This is a genomic window from Micromonospora sp. CNZ286, from assembly GCF_014207755.1.
Genome location: NZ_JACHIZ010000001.1, coordinates 2,646,536 through 2,661,863 on the forward strand (window position 1 = coordinate 2,646,536; position 15,328 = coordinate 2,661,863).

The following is a 15,328-nucleotide window of genomic DNA, read 5'->3' on the forward strand; positions in this document are numbered from 1 at the left end:
TCCCGGTGCTCAGCCGGCCGGCCGGGGCGGTACGCCGGCCCGGTCGCAGGCCTCCCGGTACATGCGCACCACCTCCCGGCGGATCTGCGCCCGTTCGGTGAGCCGGTGGGCGAACGGGACGCGCACCGGGACCTCCGTGCCGCCGACTGTGACGGCGAAGTCGATGCCGTCGGCGTCCAGGCCGGTGGTGCGGGCCGCGGTGGCGTCCGGCCGGCCGCCGAGCGTACGGCAGATCAGCAGCGCGTCCCCGGCGTGGTCGTCGTTCATGTGCCGGCTGACGGCGGCGACCACCTCCGGCGGGAAACCGGCGCTCACGCGGCGCCCTCCCGGCCGCTCGCCGCCACCAGGCGACCCAGGTCGGTGAAGACCGCGATGTTGTGCTCGTACGCCACCAGCACCTCGTCGCGCAGCGCGGCCCGGCCGGCCTCGTCCAGCGCGAGCGCGTCCAGCCTCGCCCGGTAGGCGTCCTTGTACGACTTCGGGTCGCTGATCCCCGGGAACGTGTAGAACGACGCCCCGGCCTCCTCGGTCACCCCGTAGTACCGGGCCACGCAGCGCCCGATGTGCCGCCCGCCGGACAGGTCGCCGAGATAGCGGATGTAGTGGTGCGCGATGAACCGCTCGGGCGATCCGGCGCAGGCCGAGGTGATCCGGGCGGCGTACGCGACAGCGGCCGGAACAGGCTCCATCACCTCGCGCCAGCGCGGGCCGAGCAGGAACCGCAGGTCGGCGGCGAGCGCGGGCAGCCGGGTCAGCGCGTCGTCGACGAACGGGCCGGCCAGCGGGTCGTCGCGCATCGTGTCCGCCACGCCCTCCAGCGCCGCGTAGATGCCGTGGTGCGCGACGACGAGCGCGGTGTAGCCGGCGACGTCGAGTTCACCGGCGGTGAGCGCGGAGACGTACCGCTGGGACTCGGCGCTCCGGTGCGCGTCGCGTGTCTCGGCGCGCAGCCGGGCCGCGAACGTCTGTGTATCCATCTGCTGTCTCTCCTCGTCGGCTGACGGTCCTGCGGGCCGGCCGCGTCGGGGCACGATCAGCGGCAGCTCGTCACGGGGGTGGGGGACGACGTCGATGTCGTACCGGTAGACCTCGCTGAGCAGCGGGGCGGTGAGCACCTCGCGCGGTGTCCCGGCGGCGCGGACGCGTCCGTCGCCGAGCAGGGTCACGGTGTCCGCGTACGCCCCGGTCAGCGTCAGGTCGTGCAGCACCACGACCACGGCGTCCCCGGCGCGGGCCCGCTCCCGGGCGATGCGCATGACCAGTTCCTGGTGCCGCAGGTCGAGCGCGGCGGTCGGCTCGTCGAGCAGCAGCGTGGTGGCCCGCTGCGCCAGGACCCGGGCCAGCGCGGCGCGGGCCTGCTCGCCACCGGACAGCGCGGGGTACGGCCGGGCCGCGAAACGGGCGACGTCGCAGCGTTCGAGCACGTCGGCGACGACGGCGTCGTCCTGTTCCCGCTCCGGCCGCCCCGCCCACGGCGCCCGGCCCATCCGCACCACCTCCCCGACCGTGAACGGGAAGCTCAGCGTGTTGCGCTGGGTGAGCACGGCGCGGCGCCAGGCCAGCTCCACCGGGCTCCACGACTCGCGGGGCAGCCCGTCGACCTCGATCCGGCCGGCGGCGGCCGGCACGTCACCGCTGATCGCGCCGAGCAGCGTCGACTTCCCGGCGCCGTTCGGCCCGACCAGGGCGTGCACCTCGCCGGCGCGTACCTGAAGGTCGATCCCGTCGAGCACGGTCCGGCCGGCGCGCTCGACGCGCAGCCCGGCCACCCGGATCCGGAGGTGCCCGGCGGGCGCCGGGCGCGGCGGCCGGGCGGCGGCGAACCGGCGCGGCGTACGTGGGAGGCTCATCCCCAGCCTCCGGCCCGGTCGCGGGTGCGGCGCAGCAGCCAGAAGAACGCCGGGCCGCCGATGACCGCGGTGAGCACGCCGAGGGGCAGCTCCTGGTGCTCGACGAGGGTACGCGCCGCGAGGTCGGCGCCGATCACCACGACGGCCCCGCCGAGCGCGCTGGCGATCAGCAGCACCCGGTGGCCCGGTCCGGCGACCATCCGGATCAGGTGCGGCACGACCAGTCCGACGAAGCTGATGATGCCGGTGAACGCGACAGCGGCGGCGCCGAGAAGCGCGGTGACGACGATCAGCCGCAGCCGCAGGCGTTCGACGTTCACGCCGAGGTGCCGGGCGGCGGGTTCGCCGAGGGCGAGCAGGTCGAGGCGGCGCGCGTCGGCGCAGGCGACGGCGAGCCCGGCGAGCAGGCACGGCGCGGCGAGACCCACGGCCGTCCAGCTGGCCTGGGCGAGGCTGCCGAGGTTCCAGAACGCGATGGCCTGCACGCCGGACTGGTCGGTGACGAACATGAGCAGCCCGATCACCGAGCCGGCGACCGCGTTGACCGCGACGCCGGTCAGGACCAGTGTCACCACCTCGGTCCGGCCCCCGGAGCGGGCCAGCGCGTACACCAGGTAGGTGGTGGCGAGGCCGCCGGCGAAGGCGGCGAGCGGCACGGTCCATCCGCCCAGGACGGTGACGCCGGTGACGATGGCCAGGGCGGCGCCGACGGCCGCGCCGGCCGACACCCCGATGACGCCGGGCTCGGCGAGCGGGTTGCCGAAGACGCCCTGCATGACCGCGCCCGCGCAGCCGAGGGCGGCGCCGACGACGGCCGCCAGCAGCACCCGGGGGAAGCGGACGATCCAGAGCGCGTTCTCGCCCTGCGCCGCCGACGGCAGCGGACCGAGGTCCAGCCCGAGGCGGTGCAGCACGGAGCCGAGCACCTCGGCGGGGGAGATCGCCACCTGGCCGCGCCCGGCGGCCAGCAGGGCGACGAGCACGAGGGCGACGCCGAGCCCGGCCACCAGCACGGTGCCCCGCCGGCCGGGGGACCGGGGCGCGCCGGTGACTGCCGCCGGGGCGGCGGCGGGCGCGGGCCGCTTCCGTAGCGTGGTCACGACGGGTCCTCGCAGGAGTAGACGGCGCGGGCCAGCGCCTGGACGACCCGGCCGGAGCGGACGCCGAAGGTGAGCAGCGTGCCGTCGGCCATGTCGACGACGCGCCGGTTCGCCCCGGCCGGCGTCTGCGCCACGCCGGGCAGCTTCACCAGGCCGTCGACGCCGCCGACGGAGGCGAGCCCGGCGCTCATCACCAGGATCACGTCGGGCGCGGCGTTGATGAGGCCCTCGCTGGTCAGCGGACGGAACCTGGACAGCCCGGCGGCGCTGCCGGCGTCGACGCCGCCGATCGCCTCGATCATCGCGTCGGACCCGGCGCCCCGGCCGCCGATCAGGTACACCCCGGCGGTGCCGCGCAGGTAGAGGAACGCGATCCGTGGCGCCCGGCCCGCCGGGGCGGTACGCCGGGCTTCGGCGGTCTCGCTCTGCACGCGGGTCACCAGCCGCTCCCCGGCCCCGGGTACGCCGAGCGCCGCCGCGACCGCGCGGATGTGGGCCGGTACGCCGTCGAGGGTCGGCTCGGCGCGTACCTGGACGACCGGGACACCGGCGGCGCGGAGCTGGCGCAGCACCTCGGGCGGTCCGACGCCGTCGTCGACGAGCACGACGCTCGGGTCGAGGTCGAGCACCGCCTCGGCGGAGAGGTCGTGCCCGCCCGGGGTGACCACCGGCAGGTGCGCGGCGGCGGGGAACGTGGTCGAGGTGTCCCGCCCGATGACGTTGCCGCCCAGGCCGAGGCCGAAGACGATCTCGGCGATCGAGCCGTGCAGGTTCACCGGGAGGATGCGGCTGACGTCGTCCACAGTCACCGTCGTGCCGTCGCCGGAGCGTACGGTGGCCGGCAGCGCTGGTGTGGGCGCCGGGCGGACCGGGTCGACGTCGGCGTCGTCCACCGTGGCGGTGACCGGCCCGCAGCCGGCGGCGGACGGCGTACCCGATCGGCCCGGCGCGGCGCAGCCGGTCGCCGCCATGGTCACCGCGAGCAGCGCGACGAGCGGTCCCCGGCCTGGTCGCGGGTGCGGGCGGCTCACCGGCCGGCACCGCGACGGCGCCGCCACCCGCCGAGGCCGAGCAGGACGGCCAGGGCCAGTGCGGCGGCCATCACCCCGGCGGTCCATCCGCGTCCGGCCCCGGAGGTGTCGCTGACCCGCGTGACGTGGAGGTCGGAGGCCGCGGCCTGCGACGGCGCCCCGGCCCCGGTCGCGGCGCCCGTCACCCCTGCCGCCCCCGCTGCGGCCGGCGCGCTGCCGGAGGCGGCCGGGGCCGGTGCGTCCTGCGCGGTGGTGGTCCGGGGCGCGGCGGCGGGCGTGGTCGCCTTCGGCGCCGGGCCGGCCTTCGGCGGGGCGCTCGTGGCGCCGGCGGCGAACGTGACCGGCACCCGTACGTCCTGGGACCGGTCGGAGGCCCGGGTGTGGTCGGCGCGGGTGACGACCGCGCAGCGCCGGACGGTGCAGTCGACGTCGCCGATGGTGGGGGTCACCTTGACCGTCACCGAGAAGGAGCCGCCCGGGCCGTACGGCTTCGGCAGGCCCTCGGCGTAGGCGGGCGGGTTCGACGAGATCCACTGCGAGGCGCCCAGGCTGCCGGTGGTGTCGGCGCCGCCGCCGCACGGGGTGGCCGCCACGCCCGGTCCGTTGTCGACGCAGTACGCGACGTAGATGCCCTTGTCGACGTCGTAGCCGCGCCCGGAGACGGACACGGTGGCGCCCGAGCGGCTCAGGCCGGTGCTCGGGGTGACGGTGAGCTTCTGACCGCCGCTGCCGGTGGCGGTGCCAGCGTGGGCCGGCGCGGGCGTGGCGACGACGGCGGCGGTGAGTAGAACGGTGGTCAGGATGGTGCGGCGCCGTGCTCGCATCGGGCTCCTCACACGACAGGTCCGGCCGGGTGCACCGACCGGGCAACAACTTAGGTTTGGCTAACCTAAGCGGCAAACCCGCAGGTGGCAAGGGGTCCGTTCGGTTGAAGATCTTGGGACGCTTCGCGGATCACCCGATGATATTAGGTTTGCCTAACCTAATGTCTTCGCTTCCCCTCCCGAGAGGAACAGCATGTTCAGATCCAGAGCCGGAGCCCTCCGGTCGATGCGCTGGGCGGCGGTGCTCGCCCTCGGCGTGTCGAGTGCGCTCGTGGGCGCCGGACCCGCCTCGGCGGCCGAGGCCGAGATCACCAGTGGCAGCCTGACCTGGGGTTTCAAGGCCAGCTTCCGCAACTACGTCAAGGCCGGCAACGGGGATCCGCCGATCGCTGTCAGCAACGGCGCCACTGTCAACGCCGACGGCACGTTCACGTTCCCGTCGACCGGCGGCACGCACGACGCCGCCGCCGGTACGACCAACGCCACGTACGGCGGCACAGTGGTGTTCTCGTACCCGGCGCACCTGCTGACCATCACGCTGGCCAACCCGACCGTCGCCGTCTCCGGCGGCACCGCCTCGCTGAAGGCGGACGTCGACCTGGCCACCACGATGACCGAGCCGGTCTCGGTGAAGCAGGCCACCGTCGCCACCCTCACCGGCAGTCCCGCCGCCAGCGGGAACACGGTGACCGGCAGCAACCTCGCCGCGGCGCTCACCAGCGTGGGAGCCGGCGCCTTCAACGGCTTCTACGCCGCCGGTGAGGCGCTGGACCCGGTGTCGTTCACGTTCACCACGGCAGGCGGCACCGCGCCCGCCACCCCGGCGGTGACAGTCGACCCGGCCCAGGGTCTCGACCCCGCCGGCGCGACTGTCACCGTACGCGGCACCGGCTTCGACCCGGACTTCAACAACGGGGCCGGCATCTACGTCTCGTTCGGACCGAAGGTCGACGAGCACTGGGCCAACGCCGGCGTCCTCCAGGTCACCAAGTGGGTCAACAAGACCAACGAGCCGACCGACGCCCGGGACCGGATGGCCGCCGACGGCAGCTTCACCACGACGCTGCCGATCAGCGCCGTCTACACCGACCGCAACGGCGACGAGGTGGACTGCACCGAGGTGCAGTGCTACGTCATCACGTTCGCCGCCCGCGGTTCGGCCGACCGCCGCCAGGACACGTTCACCCCGATCACCTTCACCCGGACCGGGGCGGGCGGGAACTCGGCCCAGCAGCGGATCACCAGCACCGTGACCGGCGGTCCGCTCAGCCTGAGCGTCGCCGGCGCGACAGTCGCCCTGCCGCCGGTCGGCAAGGGCGAGTACGCCCGGGCGCCGCTGAACACGGCCACGGTGGCCGACCTGCGGGGCGCCGGCACCGGCTGGAGCCTGGTCGGGCAGGTCTCCGACTTCACCTCCGCCGCCGGTGGCGTCATCGCCGGGAACTACCTCGGCTGGGCGCCGACGGCGAGCGTGGTGAACGACCCGCTGGGCGGCACGACCGGTGCCGTCACCCCGGGCGCGGTGGCCGCTCCCGGCGCCGGTCTCGGTGAGGCCCGTGCCCTGTGCACGGCCGGAGCCGGGACCAGCAACGGCGTCTTCGCCTGCGGCGCCGAGCTCAACCTCGGTGTGCCGGCGTCCGCCGCGGCGGGTGACTACGTCGCCACGCTCACCCTGACCCTCTCCTGATTCACCGACCGGGTCGGACCTGGTGGGGCGCGGGCACGTCGCCCGTGCCCCACCAGCCGCCTCCCGGCGACCACCTCGCAGCGGAGCACGGAATGCCTCTCCTCACGCCCTCCACCCGCACCCCGCGGCGGCGCACGCCCGGCCCGGCCGCGCGGTTCGGCGCCGCGCTCGCCGCCGCGCTGCTCGCGGTGCTGCTCGGGCCGCCGGCCGCCGGCGAGGCCGCCCCCCGGCCCGCACCGTCCGCCGACCCCGGTGCCGTCCGCTGGGCGGTCCAGCCGTCCGGGCCCGGCGGGCCGACCGGGCGCAACTACTTCACGTACGACCTGGCGCCCGGCGACAGCGTCACCGACCACGTCGGCGTCACCAACCTCGGTGACCGGCCGCTCACCTTCGCGGTGTACGGCACCGACGCGTACACCACCACCGACGGCGCCTTCGCGCTGCTGCCCTCCGACCGGGCCGCCACCGACGTCGGCGCCTGGATCGGCGTCGAGCGGCGAAGCTGGACCGTCCAGCCCGGCAGGCGCGCGGACATCCCGTTCCGCCTCACGGTGCCGCGCAACGCCACGCCGGGCGACCACACCGGCGGCGTGATCGCCGCGGTCGCCCAGGACGGCGTGACCGCCGACGGGCAGCGGGTCCGGCTCGACCAGCGGATCGCCGCCCGGGTCTACCTCCGTGTGGCCGGCGAGGTCCGCCCCGCCGTGACTGTCGAATCGGTACGCGTCGGCTACGACACCCCGCTCAACCCGATCGGCCGCGCCGACCTCACAGTCACCTACCGGATCCGCAACAGCGGCAACGTCCGCGTCGGCGGCACCGGCGCGGTGGTCGTCGACGGCCCCGGTGGCTGGACGCTGTCCCGGACCAGCCCGGTCGACCTGCCGGAGCTGCTGCCCGGCGCCGAGTTCACTGTCACCGAGCGGGTCACCGGGGTGCCGCCCGCGCTGCGGCTGACCGCGACAGTCGACCTCGCACCCACCACCGTCGACACCGCGCTGCCCCCGGTGCAGCGCACCGCGAGCGTGTGGGCGACGCCCTGGCTGCTGATCGCCGCACTGGCGGCCGCCGGAGCCTGGCTCTACCTGCGTCGCCGTCGTCGCCGTCCCACCTCGGCCGCTGCCGCCGGGCCGGCGGATGCGTCCGGGGCCTCCGTCGCGGGGACGGCCGAACCCCCGGCGGGCGGCGCGGCGGCCGGTGCCCGGTGACCCCGGTCCTGCCGGCCGCCGCCGCGATCCTCGCGCTGGCCGTGCCGGTCCCGGCGCCGCCGTCCACCCCGGACGGCACCGCCGTCTCCGCCCCGGCCGCGCCGTCGTCCAGTGCGGCCTCCGGGGCGCCGCGGCCCGCTGTCGTCGTGCCGTCCGGCCCGCTGACTGTCGGGCAGCGGGTCACCGTCACGCTGCGCGGCTGGCCGGCCGGCCCGGTCCACCTCACGGTCTGCGGCAACGACGCCCACCGGGGCGCGCTCGACTGCGCCAACGAGCAGGCCACCACCGTCCAGGTGCCGGCGGGCACGACGGCGGCGCCGATCGTGCTGGCGGCGCCGCCCGTCGCCTGCCCCTGCGTACTGCGCGCGCATGCCCTGACCGGCACCGTCCAGGCCACCGCCGCGCTGCCGGTCAGCGGCGTGACCGCCGCCCCGGCGCCCGCGCCGGCCGCCACGCCGCGACTGCACCTCGACGAGCTGCGCGTCGCCGGCCGCCGCCCGCTGCGGGAATGGTTCGGGCTGCCCGAGACGCTCACCGTACGCGTCGCGCTGCGCAACCCCGGCCCGGCCGACGTGGTCGACCCGACGTTCACGCTGCTGTTCGGCCGGCCCGGACGGGCGCACACCATCGTCGCCGCCCCGCCCCTGGGCACCATCGGCCCAGGGCAGGTACGGACGTACGAGATCCCGGTGCCGGTGGACGTCGCCGTGCTCGGGGCACACGAACTCCACGGCCGCGTCGACCTGCCGGAACGGCCGGTGGCGTTCGTGGTCGAGACCAGCCGCCACCCCTGGGGACTGCTCGGTGCGGCGGCGCTCCTGGTGGTGGCGCCGGTCGTGCTCCGGCCGCGCCCGCCGCGCCGCCGGGGCCGGCACCGCACCGGCGAGGGAACCGGCTAGCCGACGGCGGTGGGGGAGGGCGGCGCGCTGCCGCCCTGCGGCGCCTCGGCCGTCATCAGCCGCACGATCTCCGCCCGGTCGGCTGCCGACGGCATCCCCCACTCCGGCCGGTAGCCGAACGCCCGGTCCAGCGGGATCGACGAGGTCCGGCCGTCGAGGATCTCCACCGCGTCGGTGCCGATCAGCCCGGGATGCTCGACGCCGCACGCCTCGGCCACCTTGACCAGGTCGCGGCGCAGCGTACGGATGTAGTTCGCGGCCCGCACCGACTTGCGGGCCGGGTCCAGACCCCGGGCCAGCCACGCGTTCTGCGTGGCGACGCCGGTCGGGCAGGTGTCGGTGTGGCACTTCTGCGCCTGGATGCAGCCGATCGCCAGCATCGCCTCCCGCCCGACGTTGACCATGTCGGCGCCGAGCGCGAACGCCACCACCGCGTTGTCCGGCAGGCCGAGCTTGCCGGCGCCGACGAACACCACGCTCTCGTGCAGGTCGCGTTCGGCGAAGGTGCGGTAGACCCGGGAGAAGCCCTGCTGGAACGGCAGCGAGACCGAATCGCTGAAGATCAGCGGCGCGGCGCCGGTGCCGCCCTCGCCCCCGTCGACAGTCACGAAGTCCACGCCGCGCCCGGTGTCGCGCATCAGCGTGGCCAGCTCCTCCCAGAACCCGAGGTCACCGACGGCGGACTTGATGCCGACCGGCAGGCCGGTCTCGGCGGCGAGCAGCTCCACCCAGTCGAGCAGACTGTCGCAGTCGGAGAACTCGGCGTGCCGGGACGGGCTGACGCAGTCCCGCCCGGCCGGGATGCCCCGGGTGGCGGCGATCTCGGCGGAGACCTTCGCCGCCGGCAGCAGGCCGCCGAGGCTCGGCTTGGCGCCCTGACTGAGCTTGATCTCCAGCGCGCGTACCGGCGCCGACGCCACCAGGTCCTTGAGCCGTTCCAGGCTGAACCGGCCCTGCTCGTCGCGGCAGCCGAAGTACGCGGTGCCGAGCTGGAAGACCAGCTCACCGCCGTTGCGGTGGTACGGCGACAGCCCGCCCTCGCCGGTGTTGTGCAGGCAGCCGGCCAGTGCGGCGCCCCGGTTGAGCGCCTCCACCGCGTTGCCGGACAGCGAACCGAAGCTCATCCCGGAGATGTTCACCACCGACTCCGGCCGGAACGCCTGCGCCCGGCCGCGCGCCGCGCCGAGCACCTTGGCGCAGGGCAGCGTCACGTCGTGCCCGGCGGTCGGCGTCGACGGCGGGACCGCCCGGCCGAACGTACGGTGCTTGATGATCGGATAGCCGGAGGTGTGCTCGATGTCGTTGTCGGTGCCGAAACCGAAGTAGTTGTTCTCCTGCTTGGCCGAGGCGTACACCCAGCGCCGCTGGTCGCGGGTGAACGGCCGCTCCTCGTCGTTGCCGGCCACGATGTACTGCCGCAGCTCCGGGCCGATCGACTCGATCAGGTACCGCGCCCGGCCCAGCACGGGGAAGTTGCGGCGCAGCGCGTGGTCGCGTTGCAGCAGGTCCCGGGCCGCCAGCGCGGCGACGGCGGCGACGGCTGCGGGTACGGCTCTTCTCGCCCAGCTCATCCCGCCACTCTTTCCGGCCCGGCACCCGGTCAAACGCCTGATGGAACCCGGCCGCCCCGGGCGGTGTCATGAAAGCGGACCGACGGCGGAGGCTGCCCTGGACGACGACGACCTCGTCACCCGCGTACGCGCCGGCGACCGGGAGGCGTACGACGCCCTGGTCGCCCGGCACACCGCGTCCGCGTACCGGACGGCGGTGCTGCTCGGCGCCGGTCCGGACGCCGAGGACGTGGTCCAGGAGGCGTTCGTGAAGGCGTACCGGAAACTGTCCCGCTATCGGGCCGAGGCGTCGTTCCGGTCCTGGCTGCTCGCGATCGTCGCCAACGAGACCCGGAACCTGCACCGTGCCCGCACCCGGCGGGACGGGCTGACGCTGCGCGCGGCGGCGGCGGAGCCGGTCGCGGCGGTCACCGGCGACGACGGGCTCGACGCCGTGCTGGCGGCCGAGCGCCGCGCCGCGCTGGTGGGTGCGCTGCGGCGGTTGCCCGTCCGCGACCGCGAGGTGATCGTCTGCCGCTACCTGCTCGACCTCGGCGAGGACGAGACGGTGACAGTGCTGGGGGTGGCCCGGGGCACCGTGAAGTCACGGACCCACCGGGCGCTGGCGAAGCTGCGGGCCCTGCTGGACCGGGAGGTGGCGCACCGTGGATGACCTGGAACGGGAGCTGCGGGAGCTGACCGGCTGGCTGGAGCCGGCGCGGACGCCGGATCTGACCGCCCGGGTCCGGGCTCGGCTCGACGCGCCCGCGCCGCGCCGCCGGTGGCGGTACGTGCTGGCCGGCGCGCTCGCCGCCCTGCTGGTGGCGGCGCTGCCGCCGGGGCGGGCCGCGGTCGCCGACGCGGTGACCGGGCTGCTGCGGTTCTCCGGGGTCGTCATCGACACCGCACCCGCGCCGCCGCCGGCCGGTACGCCGTCGCCGTTGCCCGCGCAGCACCAGGTCGCGCTCGCCGAGGCGCAGCGGCAGGTCCGCTTCCCGATCCGCGTCCCGGCCCGGCTCGGCGTGCCGGAACGGGTGCTGGTCGCCGATCCGGACGGTGCCGGCGCCCACCGGGTCGTCAGCCTGCTCTACCGGGGCGGGACGGTCCGGCTGGACGCGTTCGACGGCTCGCTCGACATCGTGTTCCACAAGCGGTCGGTCGGGGCGGACGTGACGCTCACCCAGGTCGGCGGCGAGTTCGCTATCTGGGTCGGTGGGCCGCACGCGCTCGCGTACGTGGACCGGTCCGGGACGGAACGGGTCGCCACCGCGCGGTTGTCCGCCGCCACGCTGATCTGGGAGCGGGCCGGGGTGAGCTACCGGCTGGAGGGCGACCTCACCCGCGAACAGGCGCTGGACGTCGCGTCCTCGTTGGAGTGAGGGCGCCGGGAACCCCGGGGCGCCGGGCGGTGTCCTGTTGACGAGAGTCGTCGACGGGGGAGGCCGGATGTCCGTTCCGAGAAGAGTCCTGCTGGTGTCGGTCCTGCTGCTGGCCGGGTGCACCGGCCCGGCCGGCGTGCCCGCCACGGCCCCGGGCACCACGCCCGCCACCGGCCCGGCCGCGCCGTCGGCCTGCGCCGAGCGGCTGGAGACCGGCCGGCTGCCGGACTGGGCGGACGCCGGGTTCACCGGCGACACCCGGGTGCGGCACGTCTTCGGCACCGGGGGCGACATCGTGGCGATCCTGTTCGCGTACCCGCTGGTGCACGCGCGCGGGGACGGCGCGAACAACAAGATCCTCTGGGTGGCCCGCCCCGATCCCGGCCGGTCCGAACCGGCGCAACTCAGCCCCCTGGTGATCACCGCGACGCTCGACGGGACGGGTACCCGGGCCGTCCGGGAGGTGCCCGGCGGACCCGGGCCGTCCATCGTCGACCTGCCGGCCGCCGGGTGCTGGCGGCTGCGGCTGGACTGGTCGGGCCGCACCGACACGATGGATCTGGTCTATCGGCCGGCGCTCGGCTGACCGGCATGGCCGCTCCCGGTCCGGGTAACGCTGCGTCATGGCGAAGTACACCGAGCCGGAACTGCGGGAGCGCCTGAAGGCCGAGATCCGCGCCTCCGACAAGGGCGGACGGCCGGGGCAGTGGTCGGCCCGCAAGTCGCAGCTGCTGACGAACGAGTACAAGAAGGCCGGCGGGGGATTCGAGGGCCCGAAGGACGCACGGCAGCGCTCGCTGCAACGCTGGGGCGGCGAGAAGTGGCAGACCCGCAGCGGCGACACGCGCGCCCGCAACGGCGGCGAAACCCGCCGTTACCTGCCCAAACAGGCGTGGGAGGAGCTGTCGGAGAACGAGCGGCGCGCCACCGACACCCGCAAGCGCCGCGCGTCGCGCTCCGGCCGCCAGTACGTGCCGAACACCGGCCCGGCGAAGCGGGCCCGCCGGGACGCCACCGCCGCCGAGCAGATCAACGAGTTGCCGGTGACCGAGGCGGTCAAGCTGGTCCGTGACCTCGACACCCGTCAGCTCGACGCGGCGCTGCGCCGGGAACGCGGCGGCAAGGCCCGCAAGACGCTCATCGGGCGGCTGGAGTCGGAACTGGGCCGGCGTCGGGCGGCGTGAGCGTGTGCCGGCCGGGCACAGGCGGCGGGGCCGGTCACCGGACCGGCCCCGCCGTGGTGCGCCAGTCGTCTAGCGGCGCGGGTGCTGCGGGATGCGCGGCAGCACGTACGGCGGACCGGAGAAGATCAGGTCGGCCTTCAGCTCGTGGTACGCCCGCTTCGGCTGGTAGTTCTCGTCGTAGACGGTGGCCAGGCCCTCCGGCGGGTCGGAGAACGCGCCGGGTACCCAGGAGTGCTTGTCGGTGAAGCCCCAGAGGGTGAACGACAGGCAGTGCCGCTCGGCCAGGCAGGCCTGCATCAGCACGCTGAAGTTCGCCGCGGACGCCTGCAGACGCGGGTTGATCTCCGCGGAGTCGCCGGCCTCCACCCCCTCGGTGATCTGGCTGCGCACGTCCACCTCGGTGAGGGCCGTGGCCAGCCCGAGCCCGGCGAACTTGCGCAGGGCCGCGGCCACCTGGAGCGTGCTGAAGTTGCCGTACTGGGTGCCGAGGTGGCCCTGTGCGCCCACGCCGTCGATCGGCACGCCCTTGGCCCGCAGGTCACGGGCCATGTCGTAGACGAACTGCGTCTTGTCGTCGGCCGGGTTGCCGGAGCCGAACGCCTCGATGTTGTAGTCGTTGTAGAACAGCAGCGCCTTCGGGTCGGCGGCGCGGGCCCAGCGGAACGCGTCGGCGATGTAGCCGGGCCCGAGGTTCTGCGCCCAGAACCCCTTGTAGTGCAGGGTGGACGGGGTGTCCCAGGGGTCGCTGACCGCCTCGTTCACCACGTCCCACTGCCAGATCTTGCCCTTGAAGTGGGTGACCACGGCGGTGATGTGGTTGCGCAGGATCTGGCGCAGCTCGGCCTTGCTGATCGAGCCGTCCGCGACGCCGCTGGTCAGCCACGCCGGCAACTGGTTGTGCCAGACCAGCACGTGGCCCCGGACCCGCTGGTTGTTCTTGCGGGCGAAGTCGATCAGCTCGTCGGCCGGCCCCCAGTTGTATGTGCCCCGGGTGGGTTCGAGGCTCTCCCACTTCATGACGTTTTCGGCGGTGACGGTGGAGAACTCGGACGCGGCCAGCTCGCGGTACCGCGGCTCGGCGGCGTCGTTGAGGGCGGCCATGTCGACGGCGGTGCCCACGTACAGGCCGTGGCGCTTGGCCAGCTCGCGCAGGCTCTGCGCGGCCGGGTCGTAGGGGCGGCCGGCCGTCGCGGGGACGACGTTGAGGGCGGTGGCGGTCGCGACGGCGACGGCGCCGGCGGCGAGCCAACGTCTCAGCTTCATGGTCGTTCCTTTCGGGAGGGTGCGCGCGGCCGGAGGCCGGCGGTGGCGGTGCCGGGAACGCCGCGGCGTGGAACGGACCGGCGGGCGCCCGGGTGGACGGACGGTGCGGGCTTCCGAAACTTCCGGTCTCGCTTCCGGAAGTATCCCGAAACATTACGGACGCCGATAGCCGTCCGTCAATCACCCGGGCCGGGAGGGTGAGATGGCGCCTCAGCGCAGCGGGCGGCAGGAGGCACGGACGACCAGCTCGGTGGGGAGCCGGATGTGCGTGTCCCGCTCGACGCCCGCGATGAGGTCGATCAGCAGACGCAGCGACTCGGCGCCCATGCGTTGCAGCGGCTGCCGGATCGTGGTGAGGGGAGGGTCGACGAGCGCCGACTCCGGGATGTTGTCGAAGCCGATGACCGACAGGTCGTCCGGTACGCCGAGGCCGAGGCCGCGGGCGACGTCCACAGTGGAGATGGCCGAGAGGTCGTTGCCGGCGAAGATCGCGGTGGGCCGGTCGGGGAGCGCGAGCAGCTCGGCGGCCGTGCTCGCGGCGCTCTCGGTGCGGAACCCGCCGACCCGCACGAGCCGCTCGTCCACCGTCAGGCCCGCATCGGCCATCGCCTTGCGGAACCCGGCCTCGCGCAGGCGGGCCGACTCCAGGTCGGGGCGGCCGCTGATGTGCGCGATCCGCCGGTGCCCGAGCGACAGCAGGTAGTCGGTGGCCAGCACCGCGCCGGCGAAGTTGTCGGAGTCGACGGTGGGCAGACCGGACGGGCCGGTGTGCGGGTCGACGGCCACCACGTGGAAGCCGTGCTTGGTCTCGACCACTGTCGGCGTCACGATCACCGCGCCGTCGATGAGTGTGCCGGACAGCCGGGCCAGCGAGCGCCGCTCCCACCCTATGGCCGCGCCCTCCCCGTCACCGCTGGAGTAGGCGAGCAACTGGTAGCCGCTGCCGGCGACCTCCCGGGACGCGCCCTTGAGCAGCTCGGTGGAGAACGGCTCGAACTCGGCGACCAGGATGCCCAGCACGTTCGTGCGGTGGCTGCGCAGGCTCTGCGCCCCCAGGCTGGCCTCGTACCCGAGCTCGTGGATGACCTGCTGGACGCGCTCGACGGTGGCCTGCGCGACGCCGTACCGGCCATTGACAACCTTGGATACGGTTGCCACCGAGACGCCGGCCGTACGTGCCACGTCCGACATCTTGACGCGCTCCTGGAACACCACGCCGACGATGATAGAGGGCTCTCCCAGGTCGATCGAAGACGATGTCGAAAACGTTATCGATACCGATTGACTTCACGTTACGGCCCTGTAAAACTCCCCGGCAGGTAACCCGACTGAGTGGTCGAGGAGACATCTATG

At 74.7% G+C, this 15,328-nt stretch carries 15 protein-coding genes; 7 read left to right on the forward strand and 8 right to left on the reverse strand.

What is annotated here, in order from left to right:
- Window positions 1-9: 9 nt before the first annotated feature.
- From FHX31_RS11845 to FHX31_RS11865, 5 genes are read right to left on the reverse strand one after another with little or no spacing between them, the layout of a single operon-like run.
- On the reverse strand, window positions 10-315 hold the full coding sequence (locus tag FHX31_RS11845) for a DUF2470 domain-containing protein (RefSeq protein ID WP_013286808.1): 306 nt from the start codon (window positions 313-315) through the stop codon (window positions 10-12).
- Entirely contained in the window at window positions 312-1,850 is a 1,539-nt protein-coding gene (locus FHX31_RS11850) for a heme ABC transporter ATP-binding protein (protein WP_013476449.1), read from the reverse strand. The genes FHX31_RS11845 and FHX31_RS11850 overlap by 4 nt, the downstream gene beginning before the upstream one ends.
- Window positions 1,847-2,950, reverse strand: coding sequence for a FecCD family ABC transporter permease (locus tag FHX31_RS11855; protein ID WP_013476450.1), 1,104 nt, complete (start codon window positions 2,948-2,950; stop codon window positions 1,847-1,849). Before FHX31_RS11855 ends, FHX31_RS11850 begins: the two co-directional genes overlap by 4 nt.
- A complete protein-coding gene (locus tag FHX31_RS11860; protein WP_486481668.1) occupies window positions 2,947-3,981 on the reverse strand; it encodes a heme/hemin ABC transporter substrate-binding protein in 1,035 nt (344 codons plus the stop codon). Before FHX31_RS11860 ends, FHX31_RS11855 begins: the two co-directional genes overlap by 4 nt.
- Entirely contained in the window at window positions 3,978-4,805 is an 828-nt protein-coding gene (locus FHX31_RS11865) for a neocarzinostatin apoprotein domain-containing protein (protein WP_071094599.1), read from the reverse strand. The genes FHX31_RS11860 and FHX31_RS11865 overlap by 4 nt, the downstream gene beginning before the upstream one ends.
- Before the next feature lie 193 nt (window positions 4,806-4,998).
- On the opposite strand from FHX31_RS11865, the gene FHX31_RS11870 reads away from it, so the two are divergent.
- From FHX31_RS11870 to FHX31_RS11880, 3 genes are all read left to right on the forward strand, one after another.
- Complete coding sequence (locus FHX31_RS11870) at window positions 4,999-6,492, forward strand: HtaA domain-containing protein (RefSeq protein ID WP_114920628.1); 1,494 nt, start codon at window positions 4,999-5,001, stop codon at window positions 6,490-6,492.
- A 92-nt stretch (window positions 6,493-6,584) separates the two neighbouring features.
- Complete coding sequence (locus FHX31_RS11875) at window positions 6,585-7,700, forward strand: WxL protein peptidoglycan domain-containing protein (RefSeq protein WP_184976144.1); 1,116 nt, start codon at window positions 6,585-6,587, stop codon at window positions 7,698-7,700.
- Window positions 7,697-8,599: a hypothetical protein gene (locus FHX31_RS11880; RefSeq protein ID WP_184976147.1), complete on the forward strand. Its 903-nt coding sequence runs from the start codon at window positions 7,697-7,699 to the stop codon at window positions 8,597-8,599. Before FHX31_RS11875 ends, FHX31_RS11880 begins: the two co-directional genes overlap by 4 nt.
- Here the strand turns inward: FHX31_RS11880 and FHX31_RS11885 are convergent.
- A complete protein-coding gene (locus FHX31_RS11885) occupies window positions 8,596-10,170 on the reverse strand; it encodes an FMN-binding glutamate synthase family protein (protein WP_013286800.1) in 1,575 nt (524 codons plus the stop codon). The genes FHX31_RS11880 and FHX31_RS11885 overlap by 4 nt on opposite strands.
- A gap of 40 nt (window positions 10,171-10,210) precedes the next feature.
- Between FHX31_RS11885 and FHX31_RS11890 the strand changes: the two genes are divergently transcribed.
- From FHX31_RS11890 to FHX31_RS11905, 4 genes are all read left to right on the forward strand, one after another.
- Window positions 10,211-10,822 (forward strand): RNA polymerase sigma factor, encoded by a 612-nt coding sequence (locus FHX31_RS11890; protein WP_145753472.1) that lies wholly within the window; start codon window positions 10,211-10,213, stop codon window positions 10,820-10,822.
- The gene (locus FHX31_RS11895) at window positions 10,815-11,528 is read left to right on the forward strand and encodes a hypothetical protein (RefSeq protein WP_123109385.1); all 714 of its coding nucleotides are present in this window, start codon (window positions 10,815-10,817) and stop codon (window positions 11,526-11,528) included. The genes FHX31_RS11890 and FHX31_RS11895 overlap by 8 nt, the downstream gene beginning before the upstream one ends.
- A gap of 67 nt (window positions 11,529-11,595) precedes the next feature.
- Entirely contained in the window at window positions 11,596-12,114 is a 519-nt protein-coding gene (locus tag FHX31_RS11900) for a hypothetical protein (protein WP_184976150.1), read from the forward strand.
- Window positions 12,115-12,151: 37 nt separating this feature from the next.
- Window positions 12,152-12,712 (forward strand): DUF5872 domain-containing protein, encoded by a 561-nt coding sequence (locus tag FHX31_RS11905; RefSeq protein ID WP_013286796.1) that lies wholly within the window; start codon window positions 12,152-12,154, stop codon window positions 12,710-12,712.
- Window positions 12,713-12,781: 69 nt separating this feature from the next.
- Here FHX31_RS11905 and FHX31_RS11910 read toward each other — a convergent pair whose 3' ends face one another.
- Window positions 12,782-13,975 (reverse strand): endo-1,4-beta-xylanase, encoded by a 1,194-nt coding sequence (locus tag FHX31_RS11910; protein WP_013286795.1) that lies wholly within the window; start codon window positions 13,973-13,975, stop codon window positions 12,782-12,784.
- A 210-nt stretch (window positions 13,976-14,185) separates the two neighbouring features.
- On the reverse strand, window positions 14,186-15,190 hold the full coding sequence (locus FHX31_RS11915) for a LacI family DNA-binding transcriptional regulator (RefSeq protein WP_013286794.1): 1,005 nt from the start codon (window positions 15,188-15,190) through the stop codon (window positions 14,186-14,188).
- Window positions 15,191-15,328: the final 138 nt, after the last annotated feature.